Here is a 19,278-nt window from a genome sequence, read left to right as displayed (position 1 = left end):
GTTCGCGATCTCGGGATAGAGGGTTCTCACTTGGCGTAGCGATCCGTCGCTTCGATGAGCTCGTGCAGGATGCCCGGCTCGAACGCGGAGTGCCCCGCATCCTGGGCGATCTTGAGCTCCGCCTCGGGCCATGCGCGGTGCAGCGCCCATGCGCTCTCCATGGGGCACACGACGTCGTAACGGCCCTGCACGATGGTGCCGGGGATTTTGCGAATGCGATCGACGCCGTCGAGCAGGCCCTTGCCCGGTTCGAAGAAGCCGTTGTTCACGAAGTAGTGGCACTCGATGCGCGCGAAGGCGATGGCGAATTTGTCACCCGCCGACTTGGCAATGAGCTCTTGGTTCGGGATCAAGCAGCTGGTGCGGCCTTCCCAAACGCTCCAAGCCTTGGCGGCCTCCGCCTGCACCTTCGGATCGGGGCTGGTGAGACGCTTGTAATACGCATGCACCATGTCGTGGCGCTCGTTCTCGGGAATCGGCGCCAGGTAGTCTTCCCACGCATCCGGGTAAATGGCGCTGGTCCCGTGTTGGTAGAACCAATCGATCTCCCACTTGCGGAGCAGGAAGATGCCGCGGAGGACGAGCTCCGTCACCCGCTCGGGGTGCGTCTGGGCATAGGCGAGCGCGAGGGTGCTGCCCCAGGAGCCGCCGAACACCTGCCACTTGTCGATGCCCAGGTGCGTGCGGAGCGCCTCCATGTCCGCGACGAGATGCCACGTGGTGTTGTCCTCGAGGGAGGCGTGCGGGGTGCTCTTTCCGCAGCCGCGCTGGTCGAACAGGACGATGCGGTACTTCTTGGGGTCGAAGAAGCGGCGCTGTTTTGGCTCGGTGCCACCGCCGGGCCCGCCGTGCACGAACACCGCGGGTTTGCCCTGGGGATTGCCCGAGACCTCCCAGTAGATCTCGTGGGTGTCCGACACTTTGAGCCGCCCGCTTTGGTACGGCTCGATCTCGGGGTAGAACGTCCTGCGGGTGGCATGGTTCGCACTGGCATCCATGTCGCGGGACCATATCGCATGCCGCCGCTTTTGAGGGGTGCGAAAGCGCGTACGCGGAGCGCAGGCCGAGATTTATGCTAAGACGCGGTGCTGTGACGAGCACCAAAGAAGAAATCGAGATCGGGTACGATATTTCGAACGAGTTTTTCCGCCTCTGGCTGGACGAGCGCATGCACTACACGAGCGCCGTCTTCGAGAAGGAGACGGACACGCTGGAGCAGGCGCAACAGAACAAGTCGCGCATTCTCTACGAGTTCGCCGAGGTGACGCCCGAGAAGACGGTGCTCGACATCGGGTGTGGCTGGGGAGCGAACCTCGAATACATCGCCAAGCGCGGCGCCAAAGAGGCCCACGGCATCACCCTTTCGACGGCGCAGCACGACGAGATCAACGCGCGGAAGATCCCGGGCGTGAAGGCCTGGTGCGCCGACTACAAAGATTTCGTGCCGCCGTACCTTTACGACGCGCTCGTCTCCATCGAGATGATCGACCATCTTTGCTCGCCCGCGCAGGCGAACAAGGGGCTCGCCGTGGAGCTGTATCGCAAGTACTTCAACAAAGTGGCCGAGTGGGTGAAGCCGGGTGCGTGCTTTGGCTTCCAGGCCATTTTGCGAAACCGCGTTCCGCGCACGCGCCAGGACATTTCGGATCTCAAGTTCACGGCCGACGTGATCTTCCCCGGCGGGTTGAACCCGCGGCTCGAAGAGCTGGTCATGGCCGTGAATCCCTCGTGGGAAATCCTCGAGCTGAAGACCCGCCGCGTCGACTACGGCAAGACCACCGGCGAGTGGCTGCGCCGCATGCGCCTGCACGAAAAAGAGATTCGCGAGCGCTGGGGCGACAAGGTTTTCGATGACTACGATCGATACCTTTCGACGTGTGTGCGCGCGTTTGCCAATCACTGGTCGAGCGACGTGCAGATGAAGTTGAAGAAGATCGATATCTGATCCGCATTCAGGTCGTGGGGGGCTCCGCCGCCCCACAATCCTGATATCTCATCTGTAGCCGTATATAAGTTACTTGGCTGGGTGTGAAGTACGCAGTTCGCTGCGTCATTTTGGATAATTCGGGTATGGTCGCTCGCCATGAGCGCAACGACCCTATTCCGAGGATCCATCGCTGCAGTTCTGTTCCTTTCCGCGGCCGCGGCTCAGGCTCAAACCACGACGCCTCCACCCAGGACCGCGGGGGGCACGGCCACGCAGGCGTCGGCATCCACGGGGTCGACGACGCTCGTGAAGGACTCCTTCGCCAGCGGACCGACGCGCGATACCAAGGACGGCACGGCCGCGACCGTGCAGGCGGGCGGCCTTTTCAGCACCGGAAATGCGCGTTCGTTGGCCGTGACGGCGTCGGGCACGTACCGCTACCGGCAGGACAATCATCAATTTTCGTCCGCGGCCGCCATCAACTACGGTCGCGCGGCGGCGAACAAAGACGCGCCCATCGAGACGACCGTTTCCAACCTGCAAGGGCTCATTCGCTACGACTACTTCTTCGCGGACAAGTGGGCCCTATTCGTCCAGGCGGCCGGAAGGCGCGACAAGTTTCAAGGCCTCGACCTGCGAGCCAATATCGATCCAGGTGTTGCGTATTACGTCCTCGACGACAAGAAACACCGACTCTGGTTCGAGCTTGGTTACGACTTCCAACACGATATTCGACGTGATTTCAATGTAGAGCAGGCCAGGAGAACGTACGACACGACGCCGCCGGCGGATCGTACGGAAACGATGGAAGCGGCGACCCACAAGACGGCAGACCGTCACAGTTCACGTCTCTTCTTTGGTTATGACAATCAATTGAATGCGTACATCAACTTCACCACCGGCCTCGAGTACCTGCAGCCGTTCGATCCCACCAAGGCCTGGCGTATCACCTGGAACAACGCGTTGAAGTCGACCATCACCGACAAGTTCTCCGCGGCGACGACCTTCACGTTGCGCTACGACCACGATCCGCTGCCGAACGTCAAGGACACGGACGCGATCACGTCGGTGGCCATCATTTACAATTTCCGCTGAGTCCGATGGCGCGGGGGGCGGCGGGCCGGCGCCGGGACGGCCGGTGCCGTAGGTCATCCGGTAGTCGCCGAATGCGGCCAGTCGCGATAGGCTGCACGGGACTCCAATGACCCAAGCGCCTTCCCCCACCAGCACGACGCGTCCTCGCATTCTCACCGGCGATACCCCCACGGGCAGACTCCACATCGGCCACTGGGTGGGATCCATCGAGAACCGGGTGCGCCTTCAGGACGAGTACGAGTGCTATTTTCTCATTGCGAACCTCCACGCCTTCACCACGCGGGCGGACAAGCCGGAGGAAATCGAGCGCGACACGTACGAGATCCTGAAGGACTGGTTGGCGGCAGGCATCGATCCGGAACGGTCCACCATCGTGCTGCAGAGCGAGGTGCCCGCGATTACGGAGCTGACGTGGCATCTGTCCATGCTGCTGCCGTTCAACCGCGTGATGCGCAATCCGACCTTGAAGGACGAGCTCGAGCTCAAGTCGCTCGGGGACAAGTACAGCTTCGGGTTCCCGCTCTATGCCGTCGGGCAGTGCGCCGACATCCTCGTGTTCCGGCCGGCGTTGGTGCCCGTCGGGGAAGACCAGCTCGCGCACATCGAGATGTGCCGCGAGGTGGCGCGTCGGTTCAATCACACCTACTGCGGCGTGGACCCGACGACGGCGGATGAGGATCACGTGAAGGCCGGCGGCCTTCTGCCGATCCCCGAGGGCAAGGTGGGCCGGGTGGGCCGCTTGGTGGGCGTCGATGGCGCGGCCAAGATGTCCAAGAGCCTGAACAACGCGATTTTTCTCCACGACACGGCGGCGCAGATCAAAAAGAAGGTGGCGCAGATTTTCACGGGGCGCACCGACATGAATGCGCCGGGCGACACGAACAATGCGCTCTTTCAGTACGTGCGCGCCTTCATCCCCGATGCGGGGCGCGTGGCGGAGCTCGAGGATCGCTACCGGCGGGGCGACAACATCGGCGACGGGCACATCAAGGCCGAGCTGGTGCCCGCAATCGACGCACTTCTCGCCCCGATTCGCGAGCGCCGGGCGCAGCTCGAAGGCGCCACGGGGGATGCCCGCGTGCGCGAGATCCTCGCCGAGCACTCGAAGCGCGCGAACGCGGTGGCGGGCGAGACGCTCGGCCTCGTGCGCGAGCGCATGAAGCTCGTGTTCAAGTAGAAGAGGCCGAGAGGGATTTCACGGGAAGGCTTCCAGAGAAAGGCCGAGCGACAGCCCCAGCTGGCATCGCCAGGCCTCCTCGGTTGCTCACCCCACCGACTGATAGAGCTCGCCGGCACAAAGCGTCCCGCTCTTAGCGGATTCGAATTCGTCGAGTATTTTGGTGTATGGCGTGGGGTTTCGGCTCATCACAGCGAACTACCAAGGAACCACGAGTCAGCCGACTAGGAGATCCCCTGCGCGCAAATGAGGCGTGTATGTGCCCCTATCTATATCGAAATCGAATGGCAGCATTTCCATGCCGCCAGCCTCATCGTCAAAGCAAACGTATTTGCCAAATACCTACTTCCGCTATCCAAAAATGACGGGACGTGCACAACACCCTTCCGTCCGATATCGGCCCAGTCTTGTATGTTAGGCATCGGTTGCCTTTCGTCGCACGCCCCGCATCGAACGGCTCGTCGGCAGCGGTGCGCTGCAGGAGGGCTCGGGCCCTTCGTCGTCCTCCAGCGAGAGGTCGCGACGCGCGCGCCTGCGTCTCGCGTTTGCGGTCAGGCGAATCGCCGCGCCGACAAGAAACGAGCGCTCGTGACGAGCCTCGATCGTGTCGAGCTTGCGTGCCGCGGGTCCTCTTCGGGCAGATAACCGGTTGCGAAGCTGGAGATCTTGCGAGGAGGAGGACCCGATGAAGGCAAGTGTGGCTTGGGTGACGAGCGCACCCCGTTTCAGCGACTGAACCGCGCCACCAATTCGCGCTTGAGGACCTTGCCGCTGGTGCCGAGCGGGAAACCGTCCACGAATTTTACGATTCGCGGATATTTGTACGCGGCCAAACGCTCTTTGCTCCAGAGAATGATCTCCTCGGATAGCTCTGCTCCGGGAGCGGCTCCCGACGATGGGATGACCACGGCGCAGACCTCCTCGCCGTTGACGTCGTGCGGAAGGCCGATCACCGCGACCTGCGCGATCGCAGGGTGACGGATCAATACCTCCTCGATCTCGCGAGGGTAGACGTTGTACCCGCCCCGCAGGACCATGTCCTTCTTCCGGTCGACGATGGCAAGATAGCCGTCGCTGTCTTTCGTACCGATGTCCCCGGAGCGAAACCAACCGTCTACGATGGTTTCCGCAGTTGCGTCCGGCCGATTGAGATATCCGGCCATGACGTTGTGACCTCGAATGACAATCTCGCCCGCGACCCCGGTGGGGACGAATTCGATCCGGTCTTCGACATCCGCTTTCGCGATCTCCACCTCCACCCCCCAGATGGGCCGTCCTACCGTGCCCGGCTTGACGGGCCAGGGCTTCTGGTTGTACGCGACCACAGGAGACGTTTCGGTCAGGCCGTACCCTTCGTAGATTGGGCAGCCGAACGTTTCTTCGAATTGGCGAAGCACTTTCACCGGGAGTGACGCGCCGCCCGAAAACGCGCGATCGAGCGGTGGCCGCCTCGCGTCCTTCGACGCCACATCGAGAAGTGCGATGTACATGGAAGGGACACCCATGAACACCGTGCACCGCTCGGCGACCATGAGATCGAGCGCTTCGGCGGCGTCGAACCTTTGCATCAACACCATCGTCGCGCCGGCCCGAAACGACGTGCACATCCCGCAGATTTGACCGAACGTGTGCGACAGCGGCAAGCAGCCGAAAAGAACGTCATCCTGCCGAAACTCGAACGGAGCGAGCATGGTGGTGTTGACGTTCATCGTGAGATTGGAATGCGTGAGCATCGCCCCTTTGGGGCGACCCGTGGTGCCGGACGTGTAGAGGATCACGGCAACATCGCTCGGCTGGCGCAGCACGCATCGTTCGATGGGTGTGGCTCGTTCGGCGAGCACGTCGAGGCGGGGCCCAGCCGCGTCATCGTCGGCCATCATCGTGAAGACGGGAAGGTGCGCCGCCGCGGCGGCTTTCAGTCCCTCCTTCAAAAAAGACGCCCCACATACCAGCGCTTTGGCCCCGGAATCCCGCAGCACGTGCTCCACTTCGTCGGCTTTGAGCAACCAATGCACGGGCACGGCGACCGCGCCGAGCGCGAGCACACCGAAGTAGACCATCGGGAACTCCGGCGTGTTCGGTAGCAGCAGTGCGACCTTGTCACCGGGGCCAATGCCGCGGTCGCGCAACGCCGCGGCACACTGCCGTGCCCGAATCCACAGCTCGTCGTACGTGACCTTCTGAGTGCCGTGGACGATCGCGACGTGGTCCGGTCGTCGGGCGGCGGATTCGGCGAGCACGGCCGCTAGCGAGATGTACATGATCGATGCCTCTCAGCCGGGGTTGGACGCTTGCGCTTCCGATTGGGTACGATTGCTGCCGTTCGACGCTTCGGGCGAAGCGTGAACGCGATGGATGCGGAGCTCCGTCCAGACCGCATCGAGCGCTTCGGCGAAGTTCTGGACTTCCGCCGTGGTGTGCACCGCCGACGGCGCGACGCGGAGGATCTCCCCGCCGGGGCGTACGCTCGGCGCGTCGATGGCTTGAACGTAGATGCCATAGCGCTGGAGAAGGAGCGCCGAAGCCTGCTTGGCCAGACTATCGTTCCCGACGAAGACGGAGACGATATGGGACGCGGCCGAGATGAAAGGGATACATTGCGCGAACCGCCCGAGCCCGCACCGAATTGGTCGATGGCTCGTTTCATCGCCTCGATGACGCGCGGGTTCTGCCCCATACCGAGGTAGTCATTGCTGCACCAGACGTGGTGGTCACACGGCCAAACGTGCGGGCCAGGAGATCCAACGTGCCAGGAGAACTCGATCATGGCGCAATCGCGGCATAGACATTTTGCTCCAGTCGAACGCTACGTCGTGGGCGCTCCAACGGCAATCGCTTTCCCCACTCCCCACCGCCCTGGGCTCCAAATTCGCGCAATAGGCCGCGTGCCCGTTGGTCCTTCCGCATCATGCGATGATGAGGCCGGATCACGCAATCCAGTGCGAGACGCAGCTCGAAGCACCGAGCGCGCCAGTTGCGCGATCTCCTCCGTCGTCTTCATTCCTTCCTGTGAACGCTCCGCTGAATCAGCGCTTCGCGCGCATTTGCTCTTCGATTTCGATCGGTTCCTCGGTTGGGACGGCGGCGGGGGGTTCGGCGACGCGAACACCGCCCGCCTCGACGCGGACGGAGCCCGCGGGAGGGGGGAGCGCGATCTGTGGGAAGACGTAGTAGATGCTGCCGGCGTCGTCGACCTCGAGGCGGACCCGATCGGGATCTTCCTTGGCGAAGGTCGTCATGAGGGTGTCGGCCGCAGGCAGCGGCAGGTTCAGCGCCTGGGAGACGTCCATCGTGGAGAGCATGCCGCCGCGGTTGCGCGCGAGGGCGAAGATGGCTTGCTCGCGCGTGAAGCGCTCTTTTTCCGTGCCGCTCTTGTGGAGGCTTTTGCCGCCCGAGAGGAGCAGCCACCCGAACGCGACCGATATGCCCGCGATGAGAATGCCGAGGATGTAACCGAAGACACCCGCCGGGAAGATCGCTTGAAAGAGCGCGCCGGTGAGCAACGCCGTGATGAGCCCCACGGCGAGCACGATCCAACCGAGGACGCGGGCCACGGAGCCGCCCACTTTGGCGGGCTGCCCGGCGAGGTTGAGCCCCTCGCCGGTGAGCGGAACGCGAGGCTTGCCGCATGCGGTGCAATACGCCAAGGCGCCTCGGTAGACGATGGGGGCGTTCTGGCGGCAGTGCGGGCACATGCTTCGTTATTCCTCGTGCTCGTGGAGCGTCTTTCTTGGTCGGGTTGGCGATGGTTCTTCGAGCTGGCTGGTGGAGACGCGGCGATCGGGAAGGTCTTCCGTGTCGACCTCGCGCTCGTAAATGCGGAGGGCGGCAAGGAAGAGCGACATCAAGATGGGTCCGACGATGAGCCCCGCAAGGCCAAAGACTTCGATCCCGCCGAGAAGGGCCACCAGCATGAGCAAGGGATGGCCGTGACCGGCCCCGCCGACCAAGCGCGGGCGGATGAAGTAGTCCGACAGGCCCATCACGACGAAAAAGCCCCAGCCGCAGACCAGGAAGGCGCCCAGGAGCTTGCCGTTGACCAGAAGGTAAACCGCGACGCCGATCCACACGAGCGAGGTACCCACCAGCGGCACGAACGACGCGATGGACGTGAGCAAGCCCAAGGTGACGGCGCTGGAGAGCCCCGCCCACGCGTACCCGATGCCGCCGAGCAGCCCTTGCACGGCCGCCGTGGCGATGGTGCCGACGAAGGAGCTGCGCCCGACGTCGCGAAATTCGAGCACCAAGGCCCGCGTGTGCCGCGGATCGAGCGGGAGCACGCGCTCGAGGCGGATGGCGATGTTGGGCCACTCGAGGAGCACGTAATACATGGTCATCACCGCCACGACCAAGCCGAGCATGGCGCTGGTGGTGGCCTGGACCAGGGTGCCGGCCGCGCGCGCGGCGTATTCGCTGGCGGCGGTGAGCTCGTGCCGGAGGCGCGTGATGGCGACGCCGCGGTCGATGCCGAGGCGGTCGAACAGCCGGGTCGCGCGTTCGCCGATCAGCTCCGTCAAGGAGTCGCTGCCCAGTTTGTGCTGGAAGATGGAGACGAGGAAAAAGAGCTCCCGCACGAGGATGTACACGACCGCGCTGAGCGCGATGGCGCTGACGATGCCCGTGATGACCGTGGTGAGGGCGGCGGCGATGGCGCGGCGATCGCCGATGGCGACGGCCAGGCGGCGGTAAGCGGGTTGGGCGGTAAAGGCCATCACCGTGCCCAGGGCGATGCCGACCCAGAGGGGCGAGGCGATCCAGGCGACCGTGAGGAAGGTGAGCACCACCACGACGGTGAGGGCAATGCGCCTTCCCCGTGCCGTTTCGGGCGCCACCGGGGCCATGGACAGCCGGGGCAGCTCGACATCCGACAGCGGAACCACGGCCCGCCGATCCCGCGGCGAAACGGCCCCCGCGGGGCTCGACGGCGGCGCCGAACGAGCGACCTCCGCGTCTTTCTGCCGGGATGCGACCACGGTGCGCATTTAGCACGATGATTGCGGTAAAGTCCTCCTCGTCCGGTATGTGCGAACTTCTCGGGATGGAGTGCAACGTCCCCACCGACATCGTTTTTTCGTTCTCGGGTCTTGCGCTTCGTGGCGGTTTGAAAGGGCCCCACGCCGACGGGTGGGGGCTGGTGCTCTACGAGGGCAAGGCGGTGCGCAGCTTTTTGGAGCCCACCGCCGCGGCCAACTCGCCGCTGGCCACCTTCGTGCGCAAAAATCCAATCAAGACGCTCCTGGCCATCGCCCACGTGCGCAAGAAGACGCGCGGGCGGGTCTCGCTCGAGAACACGCACCCGTTCGTGCGCGAGCTCTGGGGCCGCCACATGGTGTTCGCGCACAATGGAACTGTGCGCGGCGTGCGCAAGCACCCCATCGGGCGATTCCGGCCCATCGGCGACACGGACAGCGAGTACGCGTTCTGCGCGCTGCTGCATTTGCTCGATCGGGCCTTTCCGGAGGGGTATCCGCGCTCGCAGCACGCGCTCTGGGAAAAGGTGGCGGAGCTCGGCGGACGCATTGGTCGCGAGGGCACGTTCAACTTTTTGCTCGGCGACGGCCGCCATCTGTACGCGCGCTGCGCGACCAAGCTGAGTTACATCATCCGCAAGGCACCGTTTCGGCAGGCCACCTTGGCCGACGACGACCTGTGCGTGGACTTCTCGCAGGTGACGACGCCGAGCGATCGCGTCGCCGTGATCGCGACGCAGCCGCTGACCCGGGATGAAGTCTGGGTGCAGGGAAATTCCGGCGAAATGTGGGTCTTCGAGAAGGGGAAGCTGCGGGCGACCTTACCTTCGCGGTGAAGGTGGCTACGTTGGGCACCGTGGAGCGCGTGGAGCGATTGGGATGGGCCGATGGGTTTCGAACCTTTTTTCAGGGGTTCGGGTTCATCGTCACGCGGCCCTCGGTGTGGCCGTACGCCGCCGTGCCCATGCTGGCCGCGTGCGCACTGACCGTGGTGCTCGCCGTGCTCGGAATTTGGGCAGCAGGGGACCTCGTGGATGCGATCTTCGACGCCTTCGGCAGCGCGCACGAGGGCGGCGGTTACGTTGCGACGCGGATCATCGTGTACGTGCTCGTGGTGGGCGCAGCGATGCTGTTGTCGAGCAGCCTCGCGCAGCCGCTTTCGGGGCCTGCATTGGATCGAATCGTGCGGGCGCAAGAGGCAGCCTCGGGGCGTGCGCCGTTGGCCGATGCGCCGTTTTTCGAATCCGTGCGGCGGTCGCTGAAGATCACGCTGGTCACGTTGGCGATCGGCGTGCCGGTCTTCGTCACGCTGTCGCTGGTGGAGCTGCTCTTTCCACCGGCCGTCGTGGTGACGTGGCCGCTGAAGCTCGTGGCCTCGGCGCTGCTCGCGTCGTGGAATCTCCTGGATTATCCGTTCGGGCTGCGGCGCATGGGATTTCGGCAACGGTTTGCGTTCTATCGAGAACACCTGGGCGCATGCTTCGGGTTTGGCGTGCCCGTCGCGCTGATCGCACTGATTCCGTTCATCGGGCTCTTGATGCTGCCGGTCGGTGTGGCGGGCGCCACGAGGCTCGTGATCGCATGCGAGGACGCGAAAGAACGATTTTGAGCAACGTGCGCATTGGCGCCGCCGATGAGGACGACTAAGAGCAAGGTTGTCGCTCATGCAGTCTTCTTCCTTGGACATCGACCGCACGCTAAACGAGCAATTTGGCCTGCAGAGCTTCCGTCCTTGGCAGAAAGACGCGATCGATGCACTGCTGAGTGGGCCGGGGCGGGTGCTGGTCATCGCGCCGACGGGCGGTGGAAAATCGCTGACGTATCAACTGCCTGCCGCGCTTTTGCCGGGGACGACGCTCGTGGTCTCGCCCCTGGTGGCGCTGATGGAGGACCAGGTTCGTTCCCTGGCCGCCCGCGGCATCGAGGCAACGTACCTGGCGTCGACTTTGCCGCTCGAGGTGCGGCGGCACCGGGAGACGATGCTCGCGCGCGGTGCGTTCAAGCTGGTGTACGCGGCACCGGAGCGGCTGGCGTCGGATGCATTCGTGTCGCTGTTGGCGCGCAGCAAGATTTCGCTGGTGGCGGTGGACGAGGCGCACTGCATCGCGCAGTGGGGGCACGATTTTCGGCCGGACTATCTGCGCATCGGCAGCGTATTGGAGCGGCTCGCGCCGCCGCGGGTCCTTGCGTGCACCGCGACGGCCACGCCCGAGGTGCGGAAGGAGATTCGGGCCGCGCTGGGCTTTCGCGACGGCGAGAGCGTGGAAGTGCTGCGCGGCTTCGCACGGCCGAATTTGCACCTGGCCGCGCGCTACATCGATGGGCCGAAAGAGGCGCGGGCCGCGATGTTCACGGCGCTGGACGAGGCGCTCGGGTCACCCAAGGCCCCGCGCGGAGGAGCCATCGTCTACGCGGCCACGCGGAAGACAACGGAGCAATTCGCCGAAGCGCTGCGCGAGAAAAAGTACCGCGTGGGCGCGTACCACGCGGGACTGGACGCGGGCTCGCGCACGAACGTGTCCACCGCGTTTTCGGAGCGCAGCCTGGACGTGGTGGTGGCGACCAATGCGTTCGGCATGGGCATCGACCGGCCCGACATCCGCCTCGTGGTGCATGTGCAACCACCGTCGTCGATCGAGGCGTACTACCAGGAAGTGGGCCGCGCGGGGCGTGACGAGGCCACCGCACATGGGTTGCTCCTGTGCAGCGGTGCCGACATTGCGCTGCGGCGCAGGCTGGTCGAGACGGACCGCGACGGGATGAACGCGTCGACCGAGCAAGCCGCGCGCGCGTGGGCCTTGTTCCGCGAGCTCTTGCAGTACTTGGACGCGCGCACCTGCCGTCACGACTTCGTGCTGCGGTATTTCGGCGACGAGCAAGAGGTCCTCGGTGGCTGCGGCCACTGCGATGTGTGCGCGACGATTGACGCGCGGGGCGCGGTGTCGGATGCCGCGGCGGACGAGGAAACGGCGCTCATCGTGCGCAAGGCGCTCTCCGGGGTGGCACGGGCCGGGCGGCGCGCGGGGCTGGTCGCGATTGCGGAGATGCTGCACGGAGACCGAACAACGCGCTCCGAGCGATTCGGGTTCACCGAGCTCTCGACCTTCGGGCTCCTGGCGGAGCGCCAGCCCGAGTTCATCGTGTCCCTCTTGCGAGCGATGCTCGCCGCCGGGTGGATTGACTTGACGCCCACGGAGCACCCGGTGCCGTTTCTAACAGGCACGGGCCGCGATGTGATGCACGCGCGATTGCCGGCGAGGATCGCGCTTCCACCGGAGACGGCACCGGTGGGTCGCAAAGCGCGGAAGGCGAAGGAGCCGTCACGCGGAGTTGCGGCCGCGGCGGATGTGGCGGAAGTGGACGACGCCGCGCGCCCCCTTTTCGAGCGACTGCGCGCACATCGCAGCGAGATTGCCAAAGAGCGCGGAGTGCCGGCCTATGTGGTGGCACCGAACCGCAGCCTGGTTGAATTGGCGTACATCAAGCCTAGAACACTGGGCGAGCTATCGGGCATCCACGGATTCGGGCCCTCGCGCATTGCCGATTATGGCGAGGGGTTCTTATCGGTGTTGATGCAGGGTTAGCAGCGGTTCGCGCCTACGCTGCCGCATCTGTTGGTAATCGACGGCACAGGTACCGTTGCTCGCGCTGAGGATCGGGACGAATAGCTTCACCTCGAGCAGATTCTTCATGGCTGAAGCGATACGCAAAGAAGCGATATACGATCGACGGCAGGCAACGAACGTGCGGACCCGGCCGATGGTCGAGGCATGAGCCGTCCGTCCTCATCAGCAAGCATCGATTCGTTTGGATTCGTCCGCGCGGCATCTGGGCGCCGGACCTTTGTCGTGTGCCTGGTCGCCGCCCTGAGCTTGGCCTTTGGGTGCGGCCGCCCTTTCATGCACATAGACCCCATCAATTCATATCGCGCTTACGGAGAGTATCATCCGGTAGCCGTGGACGAAGAGGTCGTAAGAAGGGCCGCCACGGCGAATCCAGACGCGGCACCGATCCGACTATTTCAGGAGTCGTTGCCACCGGGCATCCGCATCTCGCAGTCCACGCTCGAAGTAGAGCCAGGCTACAAGCATCAGTTGCTAGGCAAATTCGCCTTTTCGACAGGCGAAGAGGTCTCAAAAGACATTCTCATCACACAGGTTAAAAGGATGTGTGTAACAACCGGCGCAAATGCCGCGATCATCCTCTTTCGCCTCGTGCCAAATGAGCATCAGGACCGCGCGCAAGCCATCGAAGCGGTGCTCGTCAATCTCCAAAGCACCGAATCCGAACGTGGCGCGACCCCCGTCCCGGGAACTTCGCTTTGACCCACGTCGCCTCTCTTCGTTGCGATGGCGGTTCACGCTATTTTTACCTTCCCCGCATTTAAAATGGGCTCGGTCGTCATGACGTTGACTTCGGCCGGCAAGCGCGAGCATCCGACGATTCCACTCACGCAGAATAGAGCGCGCAAAGGCTTCATCTCCTGCCGAGAAAGCAGGCATTTCGGTACAGTGCGGACCAAAAATATCCTCGGCGACGGGCCCCTACTCCCGATAGTCGCCAGAAAACTCGTCAACCTGAAGCGATGGATCGAGGACCGACACCTGCATGCTTTCGCCAAGTCCTCATTCGCGACGTCGCGACAATCCAACGCCACCATTTTGATTACGACGAGACCTTCATTCAACGATCGTGATGACATAGCGTCAAACCAAGTCATCTCAGACACACATCGATACGGAGGCATCCCAATGACACTTACGAGGCACCCGATCATCGCCATGCTCATGCTTCTAAATTTTTCATCAAATTTGGGTTGTGGCGCAGCGGTAGGAGAAATGCGTGTTGGGGCGCCCCGCCCTCCGAAGGCTGCGAACTGTGCATTACAATTTGCCTCTATATCGCCGACCGACATGCAAGACGGTGGACGATTTGCACCGACAGGCGAATATGAAATGAGCGGAGTCGTCCGACTCGGTGCAGACGAAGGGACCGACCCGATGTCAGAAGAAATACGCGAGCTCGTACGTCCGCGAGCATGCGCCATGGGCGGCGAGATCATCAGTCTCATGGGTTCAGGAACTACCGTGAATCGCAGAGGCCACGTACACGAGGCGATTGCCTTTCAAGTATGGGCTCACCGAATAGCCAGCTCGACGCTCAGCTCATTCTAGATCCCAACATTGGCGGCCATGGCCAGACGCCGCTACGAGGGGCTGTTCGGCCGCCGGGCTTTCACTGTTTTCTCAAAACGCCATTTCTGAGCGGCGCGAAATCAGCAACTGGCGACCGAGTCGTCCTCAAGAACTCGAACGGCATTGAATTTCATTCTTGATGGTACGCCGGACGTGGCATCTCGAGGCGGAACTCACCGTACCCGAAAACTCAGCAGGACGCTCCTTCTCGCCCTTGGGATAGGCTATTGCGCCCATGTACGCACCAAACCCGCCATTCTTCATCAGAGTCGTTTGCTCTGTCCCATCACGGCGGTACCCATCGTCGACGCCACACAGAATACCCCTCATCGCGAGCTGGCGTCGTTTAGGCTACGGGCCATGACCTTCGAACGAGCGCTCATTGAATTACTCTACATCGCGATACCCATCGTGGTCATGCACGCGCTGAATCGGCGTTCGGAGCCGCGCTGATGTTCGCGGCGCACTTTGCCGCGGGCCTCGCGCTCGAGGGACGAGCGCCGCGCGCTCCTCTCTGGAGCCTTTTGGTCGGGGCATTTCTTCTCGATTTCCTCTGGATCCTTTTCAGCGTGCTCGGGCTCGATACCACGGGTGGCGACGAATGGTCCCATTCGTTGGTCATGGCCGTGCTCTGGTCGAGCGTGTTTGCCTCGGCGTTCCGACGCCATGGTCGCGCGGCCATGGGTGCCGCGTGGCTGGCGATCTTTTCGCATTTCGTGCTCGACACCCTGGTTCAAGGCGCAGGGCTTTATCCGCATGCCCCCGTGAACTTGAAAACCCCGCCCTTCGTCACCTCGGGGTACCGCTGGGTCCAATTGGCGCTCTGCACAATCCTCCTTGTGATTTACGCGCGCGACGCACGTCGGCTCGCCATCTCACCGTGGCGAAGGACGGCCACGTGCGCGATCGTAGTTGCGTTGAACGGTCGCTTCTTGTTGGGATATTGAGCGCACGGCTCAAAGGGGCATCATGAGAATGTGAAACGCCGAGACGTAGCCGGCGCTCCAAGCAACCTTGCGCCAGGCCATTCCGGTCTTGAGCGCGCCCCAAATGTAAACGAACGAGAGCGCGACGACAACAGCGAGTTGAATCCACCAAGACTTCAGGGGTCCGACGCCCGACAGGCCCCATCCCAGGTGCAAGGATGAATGGGGGTACAGTGCCAAGTCTTTCGGATGAAACGGCATATCCAATACGAAGTGCGACATCACCGCGATCCAGAGCGCCATCGCCACACGTCGACCCCGGGCCCGATACCACAGCGAAAAGAGGCTCGCCCACAGCATGCACATCGCGAGCGAATGAGACCAATCATCGAAGAATACCCCCGGCTTCGTCGGCTCGACCCCTGCCAGTGCCAGGACGGTCCACACGAAATCGGGAACGAAAACCCCGATGAGCAGCGCGGCGGTCGGCGCTTCCGGAACCCGGCTTTTGATGACCAGACCCGCCGCCAAATGTGCAGCGTGCATCAGCCCTGCTCCTCATCGTGCCTCTCGTTGAGCCACACGAGAATTGGAATCGGGAAGAGAATGAGAACGAGTTGCACGATGGCCTCCGCAAGGGTCATGCGATCATGGTCCATCCTGTTTCGCACGGATGCAACGCTCGATCGACCACGGGGTTTTCGCGCGCCATGTCGGTGCCGATCGCGCCTTTCGAACTTTTAGACACGGTATCGTTCGCAAAGGTAAACGAGTGGCCAGCAAATGGTCCGTTGCGTTCCGGCTCACGCGGCCACAGCCCCGGGCGCGACACCGCCAAGCCACGATGCGACACGATGAGGCCGGTTCGACCCTAATTCGTAGTAGCGATCCTTCTTGCGCCAATCGTTCCCGCGACACCGTGCCATGGATGACGATGGAAGATGGCTTTTGGATCGGCCAAGAACCAAGGTACAGGATCACGCGCATGGCGAGCGCACATTCGCGAGATGGGTCCATCAACGGACGGCAGCGTGGCGCCGAGGCGGTGCAGTTTTGGCTCCAGAGACGGCGCGTGGCGCTCGAAACAAGTCGTCCTCAAGAACTTGACGAGTGGATTGTCACGCGCTCACTGCACGAGTCTCCCGCCCTATCAACCGAGATGTCTTAGTCCGGAAGAAGGCGCTGCCCTTGGTACGAAAGAATCCGAACCCGATCACGACTAAACGACAGCAATGCCGCCAAATATTTAGCAGCCCACTCAGGATCCAAAATGGGCGTTATAGCTTCAAACTCTGCACACGGCCCAGCATCATCGTACAAAATTTGAACTTCGCCGACCCCAAATAGCGCCCCAACTCGTTCCTCAAGGTCCTCCCTTTCCAGATCGGACAGTGGACGTTCAAAAAACAATACATGCCACCCTTTGGGATTCGCTTCCTCTTCTTCTTTTCGTCGCAGTGTATCCCAGTCGAGAGTCCGCACGTCTTCCCGAACCAGAAACGCTCGAACGTTGGAGTTCGTCGGCGCCGATGCGATGACCGCGCGAACGGTAGATCGGCCAAGAGCACGCGCCGCCCGCAGATACTTGTGTCCGCGTGAGACTATCGCAACATCACCATCTACACGAACGGTAATCGCAGGAAGTGGATCGAACGTTGCGCAATAACGCACGAGATGGTCAAAAATAAACTTATCATCTGGATCCGGACATTTCGGCTCGTCCAAAACCGGTACGTCTACTGGGAGCTCAACAAGCAAAATTGGCATTCTCGACCTCTTATTGATGCATAAGAAATGCACTCATTCCATTAAACTCATCGATATGCTGCAATGGAATAAGAGTCTCGGTTGCGCCCGCGCGCTAGGGCCACGCGGGACCGGGGTCTCTATGCTTGTCCCCACCGCGCTGCAAATTCGCGGAACTGTGCGAGTGGTACTTCGATACGGACTACGGCTGACCCGAGTCCACGTCCTTTGTGCCCTGCAAGCCCGCCATAATACGCGGCCGTATGCTCTTGAGTGGTAATGTAAGCACCAGAACCTGCGGCCCCTCGATTGATAGCGTTCCCTTGTGCGGTACCGATGCCGCATCAATAGAGAGAGGTCCCTACCTCGCTACCGAGCAACTCTTTACCTTGATAGATGTACCGTTCTGGCACCAAAACCTCAAATTCAGCTGCATCGTCACCAAATTCAATAATGAGCATGTGCCGATACAGCTCATCGCTCAATTTCAGCAACTACATCGATTCGAGCCCAATCTCCTTCCCTTCGCGCTCAAGCTCGTGAAAGTGCTTAACCGCCTTCGCCACCTCGTCCGTTGACCATCCATCAAAGGGGCAGCCCACACCTTGAAAGTAATGCCCGCCGTTACACCGAAAGAAAAGTCGCTTCATTTGTTACCCGTAAGATGAACTAGTTGAACGCCGTTAATGGTAACTACGGGGACGTTGACGTTCGAGAAACCTGCACCTTCAAATAGTGTCTTCAGGTGAGCAGATGTCGTCGACGCCGGCAATCCGGGCCCGGTCAAGATCTCGAGTGTCCCACCCTTCCCGAGTGCAGAGTATGCGTTCTCGGCGCCGGACGCAGTAAGGCCAAAGGTCGGAACGCGTTCGAAGAAGATATTGGAGTACGGAGTGCCTGGGATGTTTAAACCAGGCTTCATGAGATTGGCTAGGATGTCGGATTTATGGCCGGATTCAAGTCCAAAGCAACATCTCCCGGACGCGCCATGCCCGGCATTCTATTGGTAGGACTCGCTCCGACAACTAGCCTGAGTGAGGCCGGATCCCCGCTCGCATTCCCAGCGCCGCCGGATTGCGCGGGGTGCGCCCCTTCCACCTCCCCTGCCCGGGTGCACTCTGGCGCGTTGCCCAGCCTCCTTCGCGTCAGCGATTGTGCGTGCGCGTCGCGCTACCCCGGAGGCCACGTTGCTTATTTCAATCTAGTGGCCTGCCAGGTGCGCTCGATGTGCTCGACTTGTTCAAGCGCGTGCCACCCTTCACCCCAAATCTGCCACTAACTGTCGAATTAGCAATCACGCCCCAGCCCGCTGAGATGAAAGCGCGGCGTCGGCTCGCCATGGGGGCCGACCAGAATTCTTTCAATATCCACTTAGCTTTCGTTCGACTCACCGGCAAGAGCGACGACCATTGCATCCGCAACCATCATGACCACCTCATCCAAGTTGCCGGCAATGATCGGAATACCATCGCATACGCGAGCTTCATATCCCCCGTAGGGAGTAGTCCGCACGTAGGGCAGATCCCAATCATATGGATATTCATCCTTGACACTGAATCTCAAGTCATTGTGACCGGCAAAAGGAAAGAGCTGACGAAGAACATGATGCCGAGACGCCACCCGCACAATTTTACGGACATGTCCATTATCATCCATAACCAGCGATTCCCATTTTTCATCGACTCTCGTCTTATCGGGCATCTTCATTGCAAATCCTAGAATCTGTAAGGACCACACCGCGGTTGCTCCCCAATCCGGAACACCCGCCTTGCATGCACCGCATCGAGGCCGCTATACAGCTTTCGAAAGAAACGTTCTAACCAGAGTTCACGCCCTGCGCAAGAGACAAGCTACGCTCATAAGGAGCTTCTCGAGTTCGTGAGCACGCTCGGTCTCATTTACATAGAGGAGATATGCATACTCCTTGTATGCAGAGTCCGTCCATTCTCCTTCAAATTCATTATAGTTTTGCTGAAGAATAAAACATTCTTCCCCAACGTCTCCGAGGCGGTAATAGTCACCCCCGAGAAACATACTCTCGTGAGCCACAAACTTGATCCCAAGCGCCAACTCAATGGCCTCCCGTGCAGCTTCGAGCGTTGACAATTTAACTCCGTACACATCATAAGTCGTCATATTCCCTCCTATTTAACAGGTATGCTCGGGCCGCGGGCGGCCACCGCTGATGCATCGCGATAAATCATGAAGTTCATGGGCCGGCCAGCAAGGGCTCTAAGCTCCT

At 61.8% G+C, this 19,278-nt stretch carries 17 protein-coding genes; 9 read left to right on the top strand and 8 right to left on the bottom strand.

Going from position 1 to position 19,278, the window contains the following annotated elements; genetic code table 11:
- Positions 1-26: 26 nt before the first annotated feature.
- Positions 27-998, bottom strand: coding sequence for a prolyl aminopeptidase (gene pip / locus LZC95_09435; protein WXA97056.1), 972 nt, complete (start codon positions 996-998; stop codon positions 27-29).
- A 92-nt stretch (positions 999-1,090) separates the two neighbouring features.
- On the opposite strand from pip, the gene LZC95_09430 reads away from it, so the two are divergent.
- The 3 genes from LZC95_09430 to trpS all read left to right on the top strand — a co-directional run bounded on the left by LZC95_09430 (position 1,091) and on the right by trpS (position 4,199).
- Positions 1,091-1,945 carry a class I SAM-dependent methyltransferase gene (locus tag LZC95_09430; GenBank protein ID WXA97055.1) on the top strand — a complete coding sequence of 285 codons (855 nt, stop codon included), beginning with the start codon at positions 1,091-1,093 and terminating at the stop codon, positions 1,943-1,945.
- Between the two features lie 138 nt (positions 1,946-2,083).
- On the top strand, positions 2,084-3,022 hold the full coding sequence (locus LZC95_09425; protein WXA97054.1) for a DUF481 domain-containing protein: 939 nt from the start codon (positions 2,084-2,086) through the stop codon (positions 3,020-3,022).
- Positions 3,023-3,128: 106 nt separating this feature from the next.
- Positions 3,129-4,199 (top strand): tryptophan--tRNA ligase, encoded by a 1,071-nt coding sequence (gene trpS / locus LZC95_09420; protein ID WXA97053.1) that lies wholly within the window; start codon positions 3,129-3,131, stop codon positions 4,197-4,199.
- A 725-nt stretch (positions 4,200-4,924) separates the two neighbouring features.
- Here trpS and LZC95_09415 read toward each other — a convergent pair.
- Positions 4,925-6,460 carry a long-chain fatty acid--CoA ligase gene (locus LZC95_09415; protein WXA97052.1) on the bottom strand — a complete coding sequence of 512 codons (1,536 nt, stop codon included), beginning with the start codon at positions 6,458-6,460 and terminating at the stop codon, positions 4,925-4,927.
- An 81-nt stretch (positions 6,461-6,541) separates the two neighbouring features.
- Here LZC95_09415 and LZC95_09410 point away from each other — a divergent pair, with 81 nt between their 5' ends.
- Positions 6,542-6,886: a hypothetical protein gene (locus tag LZC95_09410; GenBank protein WXA97051.1), complete on the top strand. Its 345-nt coding sequence runs from the start codon at positions 6,542-6,544 to the stop codon at positions 6,884-6,886.
- 339 nt (positions 6,887-7,225) lie between these two features.
- Here LZC95_09410 and LZC95_09405 read toward each other — a convergent pair whose 3' ends face one another.
- Together LZC95_09405 and LZC95_09400 are read right to left on the bottom strand one after the other, a co-directional pair.
- Positions 7,226-7,894, bottom strand: a complete 669-nt coding sequence (locus tag LZC95_09405; GenBank protein ID WXA97050.1) for a hypothetical protein — start codon at positions 7,892-7,894, stop codon at positions 7,226-7,228.
- 6 nt (positions 7,895-7,900) lie between these two features.
- Positions 7,901-9,172 (bottom strand): AI-2E family transporter, encoded by a 1,272-nt coding sequence (locus LZC95_09400; protein WXA97049.1) that lies wholly within the window; start codon positions 9,170-9,172, stop codon positions 7,901-7,903.
- Between the two features lie 47 nt (positions 9,173-9,219).
- Here LZC95_09400 and LZC95_09395 point away from each other — a divergent pair, with 47 nt between their 5' ends.
- From LZC95_09395 to LZC95_09375, 5 genes are all read left to right on the top strand, one after another.
- Positions 9,220-10,005, top strand: coding sequence for a class II glutamine amidotransferase (locus LZC95_09395; GenBank protein WXA97048.1), 786 nt, complete (start codon positions 9,220-9,222; stop codon positions 10,003-10,005).
- Positions 10,002-10,778, top strand: coding sequence for an EI24 domain-containing protein (locus tag LZC95_09390; protein ID WXA97047.1), 777 nt, complete (start codon positions 10,002-10,004; stop codon positions 10,776-10,778). The genes LZC95_09395 and LZC95_09390 overlap by 4 nt, the downstream gene beginning before the upstream one ends.
- A 55-nt stretch (positions 10,779-10,833) precedes the next feature.
- Positions 10,834-12,753, top strand: coding sequence for an ATP-dependent DNA helicase (locus LZC95_09385; GenBank protein ID WXA97046.1), 1,920 nt, complete (start codon positions 10,834-10,836; stop codon positions 12,751-12,753).
- A 372-nt stretch (positions 12,754-13,125) separates the two neighbouring features.
- Complete coding sequence (locus tag LZC95_09380; protein WXA97045.1) at positions 13,126-13,494, top strand: hypothetical protein; 369 nt, start codon at positions 13,126-13,128, stop codon at positions 13,492-13,494.
- Between the two features lie 1,322 nt (positions 13,495-14,816).
- Positions 14,817-15,311, top strand: coding sequence for a hypothetical protein (locus LZC95_09375; protein ID WXA97044.1), 495 nt, complete (start codon positions 14,817-14,819; stop codon positions 15,309-15,311).
- Positions 15,312-15,320: 9 nt separating this feature from the next.
- Here the strand turns inward: LZC95_09375 and LZC95_09370 are convergent, their stop codons facing one another.
- The 4 genes from LZC95_09370 to LZC95_09355 all read right to left on the bottom strand — a co-directional run bounded on the left by LZC95_09370 (position 15,321) and on the right by LZC95_09355 (position 19,172).
- Positions 15,321-15,836 carry a hypothetical protein gene (locus tag LZC95_09370; GenBank protein WXA97043.1) on the bottom strand — a complete coding sequence of 172 codons (516 nt, stop codon included), beginning with the start codon at positions 15,834-15,836 and terminating at the stop codon, positions 15,321-15,323.
- Between the two features lie 618 nt (positions 15,837-16,454).
- Positions 16,455-17,057 carry a hypothetical protein gene (locus LZC95_09365; GenBank protein ID WXA97042.1) on the bottom strand — a complete coding sequence of 201 codons (603 nt, stop codon included), beginning with the start codon at positions 17,055-17,057 and terminating at the stop codon, positions 16,455-16,457.
- Positions 17,058-18,407: 1,350 nt separating this feature from the next.
- On the bottom strand, positions 18,408-18,743 hold the full coding sequence (locus tag LZC95_09360; protein WXA97041.1) for a DUF6193 family natural product biosynthesis protein: 336 nt from the start codon (positions 18,741-18,743) through the stop codon (positions 18,408-18,410).
- 120 nt (positions 18,744-18,863) lie between these two features.
- Complete coding sequence (locus LZC95_09355; protein WXA97040.1) at positions 18,864-19,172, bottom strand: hypothetical protein; 309 nt, start codon at positions 19,170-19,172, stop codon at positions 18,864-18,866.
- Between the last annotated feature and the right edge of the window lie 106 nt (positions 19,173-19,278).

It is taken from the genome of Sorangiineae bacterium MSr12523, from assembly GCA_037157775.1.
GTDB lineage: Bacteria > Myxococcota_A > Polyangia > Polyangiales > Polyangiaceae > Pendulispora > Pendulispora brunnea.
This window is presented reverse-complemented; position numbering and strand designations above follow the sequence as displayed.

Coding starts and splice junctions, on each gene's coding strand:
- LZC95_09395 (WXA97048.1), top strand. CDS start 9,220: ATGTGCGAACTTCTCGGGATGGAGTGCAACGTCCCCACCGACATCGTT.
- LZC95_09375 (WXA97044.1), top strand. CDS start 14,817: ATGTTCGCGGCGCACTTTGCCGCGGGCCTCGCGCTCGAGGGACGAGCG.
- LZC95_09425 (WXA97054.1), top strand. CDS start 2,084: ATGAGCGCAACGACCCTATTCCGAGGATCCATCGCTGCAGTTCTGTTC.
- LZC95_09360 (WXA97041.1), bottom strand. CDS start 18,743: ATGAAGATGCCCGATAAGACGAGAGTCGATGAAAAATGGGAATCGCTG.
- LZC95_09385 (WXA97046.1), top strand. CDS start 10,834: ATGCAGTCTTCTTCCTTGGACATCGACCGCACGCTAAACGAGCAATTT.
- LZC95_09355 (WXA97040.1), bottom strand. CDS start 19,172: ATGACGACTTATGATGTGTACGGAGTTAAATTGTCAACGCTCGAAGCT.
- LZC95_09370 (WXA97043.1), bottom strand. CDS start 15,836: ATGCACGCTGCACATTTGGCGGCGGGTCTGGTCATCAAAAGCCGGGTT.
- pip (WXA97056.1), bottom strand. CDS start 998: ATGGATGCCAGTGCGAACCATGCCACCCGCAGGACGTTCTACCCCGAG.
- LZC95_09415 (WXA97052.1), bottom strand. CDS start 6,460: ATGTACATCTCGCTAGCGGCCGTGCTCGCCGAATCCGCCGCCCGACGA.
- LZC95_09405 (WXA97050.1), bottom strand. CDS start 7,894: ATGTGCCCGCACTGCCGCCAGAACGCCCCCATCGTCTACCGAGGCGCC.
- trpS (WXA97053.1), top strand. CDS start 3,129: ATGACCCAAGCGCCTTCCCCCACCAGCACGACGCGTCCTCGCATTCTC.
- LZC95_09365 (WXA97042.1), bottom strand. CDS start 17,057: ATGCCAATTTTGCTTGTTGAGCTCCCAGTAGACGTACCGGTTTTGGAC.